Here is a 13,608-nt window from a genome sequence, read left to right on the forward strand (position 1 = left end):
CTGGACAACGATTCTCTCTAAATCTTGAGGTGGGGGTCTTACTGCCCACGAATAGCGGGATAAAAACCTTATTTATTTATGATACGGTTCATTACGATTAATTCGAAATGCTCTATACACCTGTTCTAACAGTACCAAACGCATCAACTGATGAGGCAACGTCATTTTCGAGAACGACAATGACTCATTGGAGCGTTTCATCACTTCTTTACTTAATCCAAGCGATCCACCAATAACAAATGCCACTTTGCTCTTTCCATATGTAGCAAGACGGTCTAAGTTTGCAGCGAGTTCTTCTGATGATTTTTGTTTTCCTTCAATTGCTAATGCAATGACATGCATATCATCAGAAATTCTATCTAAAATACGAATTCCTTCTTTTTCTTTTACCATTTGCATTTCTGCTTCACTTAAATTTTCTGGTGCTTTTTCATCTGGTAATTCAACAACTTCCACTTTCGCGTAAGAAGATAATCGTTTTAAGTATTCTTCAATACCCTGTTTTAAATATTTTTCTTTTAACTTTCCGATTGAGACAATTAAGATATTCACATGTACTCCCCACCTTACAAACAAGTTATCCACAGAAGTTATCCACATATCCACATGCATCATCCACATATTGTGTGGGAATCTGTGTTCGACACAACATATATCGCCTTATTTTGACAAAATTCACATGTTTTTTTCTCATCTTCTCCGTTATCCACACTGTGGATAACTGGAGCTACTTCACATTCATCCACAATGATATCTAGCGCTAACTCTACATGTTCTAAACAACAAGGTAACTTCATAATTTCACCTCACTTATCCACAATAGAAAACAGGAGGGGCCGCCTCCTGTTTTAATACTGCTGACTGCCTAATTTTACAGTTGTTGTTACTCGTTTTGTCCCACGATAATATGTAATCGTCATTTTATCGTCAATTTTCTTATTATATAGGACTTTTCGGAATGCAATAATATCTTGAACTGTTTTTCCATCAACCGCTACAATGACATCATATTCATGTAAACCTGCATCACTACCTGGCGATGGACTTTTTACATCTAAAATACATACACCTTCCGTTACATTGGCTGGTAGATGCAATGTTTTCTCCCAATAATAAGTAGGAATTTCATTTAAAGATCTAAGCTCAACCCCAACATAAGGTCGTCTTACTTTCCCATACTTTTCGAGCTCATTCATCACAGGGACAGCTCTTGCAACAGGAATTGCAAGTCCAATTCCCTCTACCTCTTTTGCAGCAATTTTCATGGAGTTGATGCCAATAAGTTGTCCTGCTTCGTTTACAAGAGCTCCGCCACTATTACCAGGATTAATAGCAGCATCTGTCTGTAATACTTCTACTTGCCAATCATAATGTCCATCTTGATCTAAATCAACCGGTACAATGCGTTCATTTGCTGAGATAATCCCTTGCGTTACAGTACCTGAAAATTGTAAACCAAGCGGATTTCCGATTGCAAGTGCAGCTTCACCACGTTTTACTTTCGTAGAATCACCAAGTTCAATGACCTTTTTCGCATATTTTTCTTCAATTTGTACGACAGCTAAATCTGTCACAACATCGGTTCCTAAAATTTTTCCAGGAACTTTTTTTCCATCACTCAAACTTACTTCAATGCGATTTGCTCCTGCTACAACATGATTATTTGTTACAATATATGCGTTTCCTTTTTCCTTCTTGTAAATTACACCAGATCCTGTTCCTGCTTCTGAATCTGCCTCTGAAAAATTATCACGCTGAATGTTAATAATACCAACCACTGCTTCTGAAGCGCGGTCAACAGCCTTAACAAAGCCATCTCCTGTATTCACAACTTGAGGAGTAGACTGTGCTATATACTGTTTCTCTTCACTTGCTTCTGTTTCTCTTATCGTAGTCCAACCTAATTTTGAAAACGTAGGAATAGCAAAAGCAAATAATGTAGCACCAATGACAGTTCCGGCTACAACAGAAATAAGAATATGTTTATGCTTTTGTTTTCTTTTTCGTTTCCTCTGAACATCTTCTTCATCAATAAAGGACATTTATGCTCACCTAGCCTTCCGAAAGCATTTATATTCCCCTTTATTGTTTACCAAAATGAAGAATTATACGTATTGAATTTTAGTTGGCATTTTCGGGTCAGTATCGTGCAGTTGGAACGCTTCTCCTACAGCAAGTCCTCTTTCTTCAAGCACTTGCGCAACAGACATACGAGCAAGTTCTTTCATATTGTTATCTAAACTAAGATGAGCCAAATATATATGCTTTGTTTCATCTGTAATTACATCAGTCATTGCCAGAGCTGCATCTTCATTACAAACATGCCCTACATCACTTAAAATTCTTCGTTTAACACTCCATGGATAACGTCCCATTCGAAGCATTTCAACGTCGTGATTACTTTCAAACACAAAAGCGTTGGCTCCCTTAATAACGCCTTTCATTCGGTCACTAACATACCCCGTATCTGTAATAAGCGCTAACTTTCTTCCATTATGATGAAACGCATAAAACATTGGCTCCGCAGCATCATGTGAAACGCCAAATGATTCCACTTCAATATCTCCAAATGTTTTCACTTCTCCAATCGAGAAAACAAACTTTTGGTCCGCTGGAATATTACCAACTAAATGTTCCATTGCATTCCATGTTTTCTCATTTGCATAAATGGGTAAATGATACTTACGGGCTAACACACCTAACCCTTTAATATGATCACTATGTTCATGTGTGACAAGAATACCAGATATACTATTTATATCTAATTCAGCTTGCTGAAACAAAGCTTCCATTGCTTTTCCACTCAATCCCGCGTCTACTAATAACTTTTCACGCTCTGTTCCTACATACAGTGCATTTCCCGTACTGCCGCTTGCAAGTACACTAAAATGCAAACTCATTTAGCCTCACTCCATTGCTCAGTTTCCTTGTTGTCCTTACCTAATTGAATAATTTGTCCTTCTACCGCATTTACAAAGTAATCTATTTTGTCTGTATACAAATTCCATGTTGGAACAAGAACTTGCACATTCGAAGAAGAAGGAGCTACCACTGTTGCATATCCTAATTTTGCCCCTTTTATATAGCTTCCTTGCTTTAATTCATTTTTCGTATACAACGTTTCTAGTGCATTTCGGGCAGAAATAATATCCAATTCTTTATTCCGTTCTCCCATTTCTTTAAATTCATACAGCATTGTTTGTGTATACGATATAATTTCCTTCTTTTCATTTAACTCAGCAACAATCATCCCATGTTGATTATAAAAAAGTGGTTTATCTTTATATTTTTGAAAAAAATAAACTCTCGACCCTTCTACTTTTCCTGTAGCACTGTATTTTTGTCCATCAATTACATAAGAACGTAGAAATTCACTATAATTATCACTTGTTGTTGCTTTTGCATTCCAAAATGGTTCTTTAAGTTTACTTACAAGTGTACTTGGTTCTTGTAAAGACACCGTTTGATTTTTTAAAGAATGTATATCTTCATCGGAAAAAACTTTATTTTTCGCCATAATATACATATCTTTCGTCGGTTCTTTCGGAAAATTATCAGATGTAATTTTATCTGCTTTCATTTGTTCTTCAATATTTGTTTCTGTCGTATACTCAAGTTGATTACTATCTTGTTTTTGCACGAACTGAAAGACAAGGAAGAGATCTAAAATGAAAAAGGTAACAATAAAAATTGTTTTAATCCTATTCCAATCCAATGAGCTCTCCCCCTTTCTCTTCGCTCCACTCTAGAACTTTATTGTCTTCACCGTACACAACATACCAAATAGGTTTTAAATTTACTGCAGCAATATTTTTCCCATCTGTCCCCGACTCTGGTGTAAGCTTATATCCTAATCGAATATCCTGAATTAATTTCATATCCACATTTTTCTCTAAAGATTGTATAACTGTCTTACCATCCGCAAGAGAGATTGTTTGGTCATCACCATACTTTAATGATAGATTAAATAATGGACGCTTATAGGAAATTAATTCTTCCGCTCCCCATACTTCTTCTAACGTTGCCATACCACTTTCATTAAATACAGGTAAGCTATCAACATATAAACGATATGTTGTTTGTCCTTTTTTAGAGTTCATATAATCAAAACGATAAGAATCCGTTAAACCACCATGACCATTAATAAAATCAAAACTGCGTTGAGCAAGTGCATTTCCATATAATGTATGTTTTTGATCTGATACAGCTGAATTCGTGTACTGCAGCATTTGCTTTTTCTTTAATACTTGCATGAGGCGAATTCCATCTGTATATGTGTTTTCACGTTCATCAGATACTTTTTTTACATAACGAGGATCTGTAAATAATGCATTGATGAATATATCCTCGGATATGTTACTTACTAAATAACCCATACTTTGCATATCCGTTTTCGTATCTGGTAAAAATATCTCTCTCGTATCACTTAATGTGTATTGAGAGTAGTCCCTCGCGCTAGCTGCAAATTGATCACGTGCCGTTTCAAGATCTCGAAGTGGAATTCCTTTTAATACCATATAATATACCTTGCGATTTTCATACGAAATAAAATATACAGGAATATTACCATCGCGACTTTTTTGTAAATCAATCATTATACGATTAAAGCTATATGACTCTGAGATTTTTTCTTTAATTGTAAAAACGCCTCTCATAGAATCCAATGGCATATGTGTAGGAAAAATCATTTCAATCTTGTTTTTACCACGAACAAAGGAGAAGAATTGCTGTTTTGGGATATCATTTGATATATCTTTAAAATCGGACAATTCTCCTCTTTCCAGTAATTTATATAATGGGTCAATACTATCTATATTTCCGCTTCCAAGATGCGTATTCTCTTTATGAAAAAGAACTAGAGAAGGCAAAATTACATTCGCAAGGCTCTTCTGTTCTCCCTCTGTATTGTCTTGTAAATATTTCGCATTTTGCAATTTACTAGAATCAGGTACATAGGTCCATAAATTAAAAGTAAGAAATACACTAATAACAACCAAGTTAATTAGCAAGACTGATTTTAAGTTCTCAATATTCATTCCCAGTCATCCTCTTCTTCCTTTTCCATTGGAAGCGTAAAATAAATGGTCGTCCCTTTTCCTTCTTCACTTTTTGCCCAAATCGAACCGCCGTGAGCTTGAATCATTTCCTTGGCAATTGCTAGACCTAATCCTGTCCCGCCCAATTTGCGTGAACGCGCTTTATCAACGCGATAGAAACGTTCAAAAATCTTATCAACGTTCTCTTTCGGAATTCCCATTCCTTGGTCGCTAATGCTTATTTCTAACATATCTTCTCTTTCCCGTAAACGATATGTTATTGTTCCACCTTCTGGAGAATACTTTAATGCGTTTGAAATAATGTTATAAAGAACTTGTGTAACTTTATCTTCATCGATCTCAATAAAACGTGTTCTCTTAGAAAATGAACGTTTAAAAGATACATTCTGCTCTTTTGACATTTCAAAACGATCAATGATATTACTAAAGAACTGTGTAAAGTCTACCCATTCTTTCATTAAACGATATTCTGTACTGTCTAATTTTGAAAGTTGTAGCAGCGCATTAACAAGTCGAATCATTCGCTCCGTTTCTTCTTGTGTTACTTGTAAGAACTGCGGCGCAATATTCGGATCTTGCCACGCTCCTTCACCCAATGCCTCCAAATAGCTTCGCATCGTTGTTAATGGTGTACGAAGTTCATGAGAAACGTTTGCCACAAACTCACGGCGTTCCCCCTCAATTCGCTCCTGTTCCGTTACATCATATAATACAGCGATGAAACCATTTACCTTTCCATTCTCTTTTTGAATAATAGAAAAGCTAGCTCGTAAAATATACGGCTCATCTCTTGTACTAAAATCTAATATAACAGAGTCTGGTTCTTCGTATAAATTATCTAATGTGTACTCTTCCTGTATGCCTAATATTTCTAAAATCGATTGATCTAATGCTGTTTCACGTGAAACGTTTAGCATTTTTTCTGCCGGATCATTTAATAAGATAATATCTCCTTTTCGATCCGTTGCAATTACTCCATCTGTCATATGAGATAATACAGACGAAAGCTTCCTTCTCTCACTCTCCGTAGAAGAACGCGCTTGCTGCAACTTCTTCGATAAATTATTAAATGCCAACGCTAATTGACCAATTTCGTCATGACCATGTACTTTTACCTTACGAGAGTAATTTCCCTTTGCCATTTCAATGGCTTGCTTTCTCATATCTGAAATGGGTCTTGTAATAGTTTGCGCTAATAAAATACCTAGCACAGCTGTTACTAATAATGCGATAACCGTTCCCGTTGCAAAGATTTGATTAATGAGCTTCATTTGTTTATAAACATCTTCCATAGAAGCAACAATATAGATTACACAAGGTTTCTTATTATTTAGTTGAGTTACTTGAATAGGAGTAGCAACAACTTGCACACGATTTTCTGTATTGCGGTCTATTTCCATTTTTTCAACAGGGTTTTTTTGCACCAAGGCTCGTTTTACCAATAAATCTGTTGTTTTTTTTCCGACAATACCTTGATTATATTGATGTGATGTTGCTAATACACGACTACTCTCATCAATGATACGAACCTCTTGAATATCAGCTTTTCGATCAGAAGCAAAATCTTCTATACTCGTTTTAAGTGCCTCTTCAAGTGTAGGATCTTTTTTATCTCTTTCTTTTGCAAATTCCTGCTTTAAATTGTAAGCAAGCAAGTTCGTTCGTTGCGTTAATGATTCTTTAAAACTCTTCACAAGATTCTTCTCTAACTCTCGAACGAAATAGACACCAATAATTTGCATCGCCATTAAAATTAATAGCATGTAAATTAATACGAACTTTAAGTGAATAGACTGAAAAAAACCAACTTTCTTCATATATTATTCCTGCTCTGGATCGCGTAAGTAATATCCCACACCACGTCTTGTTACAATTAAAGTCGGATGACTTGGATTATCTTCAATTTTTTCACGTAAACGACGAACTGTTACATCTACTGTACGCACATCACCAAAATAATCATAACCCCAAACGGTTTGTAATAAATGTTCACGCGTCATAACTTGTCCTAAATGCTTCGCTAAATAATGTAGTAATTCAAATTCGCGATGTGTTAACTCAATATTTTCTTCACGCTTTGTTACACTATATGCATTGGGATTAATCACAATCGGACCAATAACCATCTCTGCATTTTCTTCTTTTTCAGCTGCTCCTCCTTGTTGATGACGACGTAGATTCGCTTTTACGCGTGCTAATAGCTCACGTGTACTAAACGGCTTTGTTACATAGTCATCTGCCCCCAGTTCTAATCCAAGAACTTTATCAATTTCAGAGTCTTTTGCTGTTAGCATAATAATTGGCATTTCATGGTTTTTTCGTATTTCACGACAAACTTCTAAACCATCTTTTCCCGGTAACATAATATCTAATAAAACCATATCTGGTTGTTCTTCATTTGCTTTTTCAATGGCCTCATCACCATCATGAGCCATTACAATTTCAAAACCTTCTTTTTCTAAATTAAACTTTAAAATATCTGCAATTGGTTTTTCATCATCGACGACTAAAATTTTCTTTCCCATCATTTTAGTTTCCTCCTAAACGTTTAATGCCTTCCTTACAGAAAAACCTCTAGCTTCAATTGCTAGAGGCTTCTCTTCATTCTATTTTAAAAGAACTAATCTCATTTGTAAAATTGTACAATATAAAAAGGATATTAAGCGGGCCCACTTAATATCCTTGGAAGTGGCTCGGGACGGAATCGAACCGCCGACACGAGGATTTTCAGTCCTCTGCTCTACCGACTGAGCTACCGAGCCAAAACATATATATAAAACCACTAATTGTGGTATTAAACAAAAGTGGCGGTCCCGACCGGGGTCGAACCGGCGATCTCCTGCGTGACAGGCAGGCATGTTAACCACTACACCACGGGACCAAAACATAATATAAAAAAAGTGACCCGTACGGGATTCGAACCCGTGTTACCGCCGTGAAAGGGCGGTGTCTTAACCACTTGACCAACGGGCCACGAAAATAAAATGGTGAGCCATGAAGGACTCGAACCTTCGACCCTCTGATTAAAAGTCAGATGCTCTACCAACTGAGCTAATGGCTCATGTTCACCAATGTCATGTTTTCGTGACGACAGAATTTATAATATCATGAAATGTTTTCTTTTTGCAATACTTTTTGCAATACTTTTTTCATGTTTTTTTATAAAAACATGAAAAAAGAACCCATTTAACTTGGGTTCTTTTTTAATATACCGTATTCTTAAGAAAAAAACAAGATTAGATACCGTATACGTTACGAACAATATTTGTTTGGCTACGGTCTGGACCAACAGAGAACATAGCTAATGAAATACCTGTTAATTGAGACACACGTTCTACATAATGTCTTGCATTTTCAGGAAGTTCAGCTAACGTTTTTACGCCTGTAATATCTTCTGTCCAACCTGGAAGTTCTTCGTATACTGGCTCACATTTCGCTAAAATATTTAAGTTTGCTGGAACTTCATCAATAATTTCGCCGTTATATTTGTATGCAATACAAATTTTCACAGTCGGAATGCCTGTTAATACGTCGATAGAGTTTAAAGACAAATCTGTAAGACCACTAACGCGACGGGCATGTCTTACAACAACACTATCAAACCAACCTACACGGCGCGGACGACCTGTTGTTGTACCATATTCGCGACCAACTTCACGAATTTGATTACCGATTTCATCATGAAGCTCAGTTGGGAATGGACCGTCACCTACACGGCTTGTATATGCTTTACATACACCTACTACGCGTTTAATTTTAGAAGGTCCTACACCAGAACCGATTGTTACACCACCAGCAACTGGGTTAGAAGATGTAACGAATGGGTACGTACCTTGATCAATATCAAGCATAACACCTTGTGCACCTTCAAATAATACGCGGCGTCCTTCATCTAATGCATCATTTAATACAACAGATGTATCACATACGTAGTGTGCAATTTGTTGACCATATTCGAAATACTCTTCGAAAATTTCTTCTGCACTAAATCCTTCTGCATCATACATTTTTTCAAATAAACGATTTTTTTCCGCTAGGGTACGCTCAAGCTTTTCTTTAAATGCCTCACGATCTAAAAGGTCTGCCATACGAATACCTGTGCGAGCAGCTTTGTCCATGTATGCAGGACCGATACCTTTTTTCGTTGTACCAATTTTATTATCACCTTTACGCTCTTCTTCTAACTCGTCTTGCTTTAAATGATAAGGTAAGATAACATGTGCACGGTTACTAATACGTAAATTATCAGTGCTTACGCCACGATCATGTAAGTATTTTAATTCCTCAAGCAAAGCTTTTGGATCTACTACCATACCGTTTCCGATAACACAAACTTTTTCTTTATAGAAAATACCAGATGGAATTAAATGTAATTTATATTTAACACCGTTAAAAACAATTGTATGTCCTGCGTTATTTCCGCCTTGATAGCGCGCAACTACTTCCGCATGTTCAGAAAGGAAATCAGTAATTTTACCTTTTCCTTCATCGCCCCACTGTGTTCCTACAACTACTACTGAAGACATTATTCAAGCACCTCCGAAATTTTCAAACGAACTTTTCAAACAATATAATTGTACCAAAATGCAAAGAGAAGTCAATTTAAAAACGAACATTTTTTTATCTTTTATCTTTTTCGTTCGTAAGAATTCCTTCTTACTTATGTAAAACATTATTTTTTACAAACAAAAAAAGAAACACATTTTATTATAAGAAATGTGCTTCTTTTTTATACTCTCACTACGCCGACGGTGCATGTCCCTCATCAAAGCGCCGTTCTAAGTTTACGAATTTGTTAAATTCCTTCACAAACGCTAGTTCAACTGAACCTACTGGACCATTACGCTGCTTAGCAATAATAATTTCAATTGTATTTTTATTTTCTGTTTCTCGGTCATAGTAATCTTCACGATATAAGAATGCCACTATATCAGCATCTTGCTCAATACTTCCTGATTCACGAATATCCGACATCATCGGACGCTTATCTTGACGAGATTCTACACCACGAGAAAGCTGAGATAAAGCAATAACTGGAACTTCTAGTTCACGCGCGAGCCCTTTTAGTGTACGAGAAATCTCCGATACTTCTTGCTGACGGTTTTCACCAGATTTCCCGCTACCTTGAATAAGCTGCAAATAATCAATTAGAATCATTCCAAGACCATGTTCTTGTTTTAAACGCCTGCACTTCGCTCGAATTTCACTAACACGAATACCTGGCGTATCATCAATAAAAATCCCTGCATTTGAGAGACTTCCCATTGCCATCGTTAATTTCGCCCAGTCGTCTGAAGTTAAAGTTCCTGTACGAAGACGTTGTGCATCAATATTTCCTTCTGCACAAAGCATACGCATAACGAGCTGGTCGGACCCCATCTCTAAACTAAAAATCGCAACGTTTTCGTCCGTTTTCGTCGCAACGTTTTGAGCAATATTTAAAGAAAATGCTGTTTTCCCTACAGATGGACGCGCCGCCACAATAATTAAATCATTGCGCTGGAAACCTGCTGTCATACGATCTAACTCGGTAAAACCAGTTGGGATTCCTGTAATTTCACCTTTTTGATTATGCAGTAACTCAATTTTATCGTAAGCTGCTACAAGAACATCTTTAATATTTTGAAAACCTTTTGTATTCGTACGCTGAGATACTTCTAATATTTTTTTCTCAGCTTCATTTAATAGACTCTCGACATCATCTTCTCGTTCATAACCATCCGACACAATATGCGTTGCTGTCCGAATAAGCCGACGCAAAATCGATTTTTCTGCGATAATACGTGCATAATATCCTACATTGGCAGCTGTCGGTACAGCTTCCGCTAGTTCAGCTAAATAAGAAACACCGCCAATTTCTTCTAACAAATTTTGATCAGCAAGTGCTGCTGTTGCGGTAACTAAATCAATAGGCTCTCCTTTATCAGAAAGATCAAGCATCATCTGATAAATTTTTTGATGCGCCGTTCGATAGAAGTCTTCTGGCATTAGCATTTCCGAAGCTGCTGTTAACGCTTCTTGATCGAGAAAAATAGCCCCTAATACGGCTTGTTCAGCCTGAATATTATGCGGAGGGGTACGATCAGCAAATACGTCACTCATGCGCAAACCTCCTCTTCAATCTTTTGTTTATTGTTCAGTAACATGTACTTTTACTGTTGCTGTTACTTGTGGATGTAATTTCACAGTAACGTTCGTATATCCTAATGCACGAATTGCATCGTCCATTTCAAATTTACGTTTATCAAGTTTAATATTATGAGTTTTTTGTAAGCCATCTACAATTTGTTTACTTGTAATAGAACCGAATAAACGGCCACCTTCACCCGATTTTGCTTTTAATTCTACCGTTAACTTTTCTAGAGTTTCTTTTAATTCCTTGCATTTTTCAAGCTCTAATTCTGCATCTTTTTCTTCTTTACGTTTTTTCGCATCTAATGTTTTCACATTTGTATTTGTCGCTTCAATTGCAAGTCCTTGTTTTAATAAAAAGTTATTCGCATAACCGTCTGGTACGTTTTTTACTTCCCCTTTTTTCCCTTTACCTTTTACGTCTTTTAAAAAGATTACTTTCATGATTGTATTCCTCCCTCTAAATACTCATTTATAACAGATTGTAAGTTTGCTTCTGCTTCATCAATTGATATGTCTTGTATTTGCGTTGCAGCATTTGTTAAATGACCGCCCCCGCCTAAATTTTCCATAATAAGTTGTACATTTACTTCCCCTAAAGAGCGCCCGCTAATTCCAATCACACTTTCACTACGCTGTGCAATTACGAAAGAGGCAATCACTCCTGTCATTGTGAGTAATGTATCAGCTGATTGGGCAATTAATACTTGATCATAAAACCCATCACCATCTACCTTTGCAATTGCAATCCCATTTTTATAAATGTACGCATTTCGAATTGTTTTTGCAATTTGTAAATAATGGGCCATATCTTCTTTTAATAACTTTTGTACCAATATCGTATCTGCGCCATGAGAACGAAGATAGGAAGCCGCATCAAACGTACGTGCTCCGGTGCGGAATGTAAAACTCTTCGTATCCACTATAATACCCGCCAGTAAAGCTGTTGCCTCTAGCATATTCATTTTCAAACGCTTAGGCTGATATTCCAACAGCTCTGTTACAAGTTCTGCTGTAGATGATGCATATGGCTCCATATAAACAAGCAACGGATCTTCAATGAAGTCCTCACCACGGCGATGATGATCAATTACAACAACATTTTCAATCTTATCAAGTAACTTTCTTTCCATAACCATAGATGGTTTATGCGTATCTACTACAACAAGAAGTGAATCATCATTCGCAAATTCAAGGGCCTGCTGCGGTGTAATAAAGCGCGACCATAATTCCTCGTGCTGCTTAACTTCGTCCATTAAACGCTTAATCCCTTTATCAGAATCATTTTCATCTAATACAATATATCCTTCGCGCTCATTCAGCTGTGCTACTTTTAAAATCCCAATTGCAGCTCCGATTGCATCCATATCCGGTGCCCGGTGTCCCATAATAATGATATTGCTACTTTCCAACACAAGATCTTTTAAAGCGTGAGAAATCACACGTGCACGTACACGAGTACGTTTTTCTACAGGATTCGTTTTCCCGCCATAAAACTTTACTTTGCCTGTCGCTTGTTTAATAGCCACTTGATCTCCACCACGGCCAAGTGCTAAATCGAGACCAGATTGCGCCATAGCTCCAAGTTCTACTAGTGATAAATCACCAGAACCAACACCAATACTAAGAGTAAGAGGAATATTTCGTTTAGACGTTTCTTCACGCACTTGATCTAAAATATCAAATTTCCCTTTCTCCATTTGCGTTAAAACACTTTCATTTAACACAACAAAAAATCGTTCAGATGAAGCACGCTTCAAATAAGCTCCATGCTTCACAGCCCATTCATTTAGTAAAGATGTAACATGGCTTGTAATATTTGTACGCAATTGATCATCTAATCCTTGTGTTACTTCATCGTAATTGTCTAAATAGATAACAGCGAGTACTGTTCTTTGATCTTCATACATTTTCTCAATTTCTGTTTGTTCTGTCACATCAAAGAAATAGATTAATTTCTCTTCTTTCCTCGCAAACACACGAAATTTTCGATTGTTTAAAGATACAATATCATTAGCTGTTTCTCCTTTTGTAAATAAAAGTAGGGTTTCTGATAAATCATACAAGTGCCATCCAGCTAAAGAATGTTGTCCTAAACAAGAAGATAGATATGGATTTGCCCAGTCGATCCCATAATCCTTATTATATAGTAAAATTCCAATCGGCATTTGATTGAAAGCCTCATTACTTACCTTTTTTACCCTTGTAATCGTATCATTCGTATACTTTTCAACGCTTCTTTGAAATGCAAGTTCAAATTTAATAACGAAAAATAAGACAATACAAAAAACAACAAAGGAAATCATCCCCGTCATCCAATGAAAATAAACAAGAATAGTAATGAGCAAAAATGCTAAAAACGCCAATACATAAACAGGATATAGAAACCGCTGTTTCTTATAAAATTCAGGCATATATA

The 13,608-nt window shown here is 36.5% G+C and carries 12 protein-coding genes and 4 tRNA genes; all 16 read right to left on the reverse strand.

The window, feature by feature from the left end:
- Window positions 1-72: 72 nt before the first annotated feature.
- The 16 genes from rlmH to V7024_RS07525 all read right to left on the reverse strand — a co-directional run bounded on the left by rlmH (window position 73) and on the right by V7024_RS07525 (window position 13,603).
- Complete coding sequence (gene rlmH / locus V7024_RS07450; protein ID WP_335517768.1) at window positions 73-552, reverse strand: 23S rRNA (pseudouridine(1915)-N(3))-methyltransferase RlmH; 480 nt, start codon at window positions 550-552, stop codon at window positions 73-75.
- A gap of 59 nt (window positions 553-611) precedes the next feature.
- Window positions 612-797, reverse strand: coding sequence for a CxxH/CxxC protein (locus tag V7024_RS07455; RefSeq protein WP_335517771.1), 186 nt, complete (start codon window positions 795-797; stop codon window positions 612-614).
- A 51-nt stretch (window positions 798-848) separates the two neighbouring features.
- On the reverse strand, window positions 849-2,042 hold the full coding sequence (locus tag V7024_RS07460) for a S1C family serine protease (protein WP_335517774.1): 1,194 nt from the start codon (window positions 2,040-2,042) through the stop codon (window positions 849-851).
- 63 nt (window positions 2,043-2,105) lie between these two features.
- The gene (locus V7024_RS07465; protein WP_335517777.1) at window positions 2,106-2,900 is read right to left on the reverse strand and encodes an MBL fold metallo-hydrolase; all 795 of its coding nucleotides are present in this window, start codon (window positions 2,898-2,900) and stop codon (window positions 2,106-2,108) included.
- The gene (locus V7024_RS07470) at window positions 2,897-3,715 is read right to left on the reverse strand and encodes a two-component system regulatory protein YycI (RefSeq protein WP_438824448.1); all 819 of its coding nucleotides are present in this window, start codon (window positions 3,713-3,715) and stop codon (window positions 2,897-2,899) included. The genes V7024_RS07465 and V7024_RS07470 overlap by 4 nt, the downstream gene beginning before the upstream one ends.
- Entirely contained in the window at window positions 3,702-5,036 is a 1,335-nt protein-coding gene (locus V7024_RS07475) for a YycH family regulatory protein (protein ID WP_335517780.1), read from the reverse strand. The genes V7024_RS07470 and V7024_RS07475 overlap by 14 nt, the downstream gene beginning before the upstream one ends.
- Window positions 5,033-6,874, reverse strand: a complete 1,842-nt coding sequence (gene walK / locus V7024_RS07480) for a cell wall metabolism sensor histidine kinase WalK (protein ID WP_335517783.1) — start codon at window positions 6,872-6,874, stop codon at window positions 5,033-5,035. The genes V7024_RS07475 and walK overlap by 4 nt, the downstream gene beginning before the upstream one ends.
- Before the next feature lie 3 nt (window positions 6,875-6,877).
- The gene (gene walR / locus V7024_RS07485; RefSeq protein WP_020059683.1) at window positions 6,878-7,585 is read right to left on the reverse strand and encodes a cell wall metabolism DNA-binding response regulator WalR; all 708 of its coding nucleotides are present in this window, start codon (window positions 7,583-7,585) and stop codon (window positions 6,878-6,880) included.
- 161 nt (window positions 7,586-7,746) lie between these two features.
- Window positions 7,747-7,819 (reverse strand) — tRNA-Phe (locus V7024_RS07490).
- A gap of 43 nt (window positions 7,820-7,862) precedes the next feature.
- Window positions 7,863-7,938: transfer RNA gene (locus V7024_RS07495), tRNA-Asp, on the reverse strand.
- A gap of 20 nt (window positions 7,939-7,958) precedes the next feature.
- Window positions 7,959-8,030 (reverse strand) — tRNA-Glu (locus tag V7024_RS07500).
- Window positions 8,031-8,042: 12 nt separating this feature from the next.
- Window positions 8,043-8,118 (reverse strand) — tRNA-Lys (locus V7024_RS07505).
- Between the two features lie 175 nt (window positions 8,119-8,293).
- A complete protein-coding gene (locus V7024_RS07510) occupies window positions 8,294-9,583 on the reverse strand; it encodes an adenylosuccinate synthase (RefSeq protein WP_335517788.1) in 1,290 nt (429 codons plus the stop codon).
- 214 nt (window positions 9,584-9,797) lie between these two features.
- The gene (gene dnaB, locus V7024_RS07515) at window positions 9,798-11,159 is read right to left on the reverse strand and encodes a replicative DNA helicase (protein WP_335517792.1); all 1,362 of its coding nucleotides are present in this window, start codon (window positions 11,157-11,159) and stop codon (window positions 9,798-9,800) included.
- 27 nt (window positions 11,160-11,186) lie between these two features.
- Window positions 11,187-11,633, reverse strand: coding sequence for a 50S ribosomal protein L9 (gene rplI / locus V7024_RS07520; RefSeq protein WP_335517795.1), 447 nt, complete (start codon window positions 11,631-11,633; stop codon window positions 11,187-11,189).
- Complete coding sequence (locus tag V7024_RS07525) at window positions 11,630-13,603, reverse strand: DHH family phosphoesterase (RefSeq protein WP_335517798.1); 1,974 nt, start codon at window positions 13,601-13,603, stop codon at window positions 11,630-11,632. The genes rplI and V7024_RS07525 overlap by 4 nt, the downstream gene beginning before the upstream one ends.
- Window positions 13,604-13,608 lie beyond the last annotated feature (5 nt).

The organism is Bacillus sp. JJ864 (assembly GCF_036963045.1).
GTDB classification, from domain to species: domain Bacteria; phylum Bacillota; class Bacilli; order Bacillales; family Bacillaceae_G; genus Bacillus_A; species Bacillus_A pseudomycoides_C.

What these genes read in the sequence shown, in the direction of transcription:
- walR (WP_020059683.1), bottom strand. Translation starts at nt 7,585, where the DNA reads ATGATGGGAAAGAAAATTTTAGTCGTCGATGATGAAAAACCAATTGCA.
- V7024_RS07510 (WP_335517788.1), bottom strand. Translation starts at nt 9,583, where the DNA reads ATGTCTTCAGTAGTAGTTGTAGGAACACAGTGGGGCGATGAAGGAAAA.
- rplI (WP_335517795.1), bottom strand. Translation starts at nt 11,633, where the DNA reads ATGAAAGTAATCTTTTTAAAAGACGTAAAAGGTAAAGGGAAAAAAGGG.
- V7024_RS07475 (WP_335517780.1), bottom strand. Translation starts at nt 5,036, where the DNA reads ATGAATATTGAGAACTTAAAATCAGTCTTGCTAATTAACTTGGTTGTT.
- V7024_RS07465 (WP_335517777.1), bottom strand. Translation starts at nt 2,900, where the DNA reads ATGAGTTTGCATTTTAGTGTACTTGCAAGCGGCAGTACGGGAAATGCA.
- dnaB (WP_335517792.1), bottom strand. Translation starts at nt 11,159, where the DNA reads ATGAGTGACGTATTTGCTGATCGTACCCCTCCGCATAATATTCAGGCT.
- V7024_RS07525 (WP_335517798.1), bottom strand. Translation starts at nt 13,603, where the DNA reads ATGCCTGAATTTTATAAGAAACAGCGGTTTCTATATCCTGTTTATGTA.
- walK (WP_335517783.1), bottom strand. Translation starts at nt 6,874, where the DNA reads ATGAAGAAAGTTGGTTTTTTTCAGTCTATTCACTTAAAGTTCGTATTA.
- V7024_RS07455 (WP_335517771.1), bottom strand. Translation starts at nt 797, where the DNA reads ATGAAGTTACCTTGTTGTTTAGAACATGTAGAGTTAGCGCTAGATATC.
- V7024_RS07460 (WP_335517774.1), bottom strand. Translation starts at nt 2,042, where the DNA reads ATGTCCTTTATTGATGAAGAAGATGTTCAGAGGAAACGAAAAAGAAAA.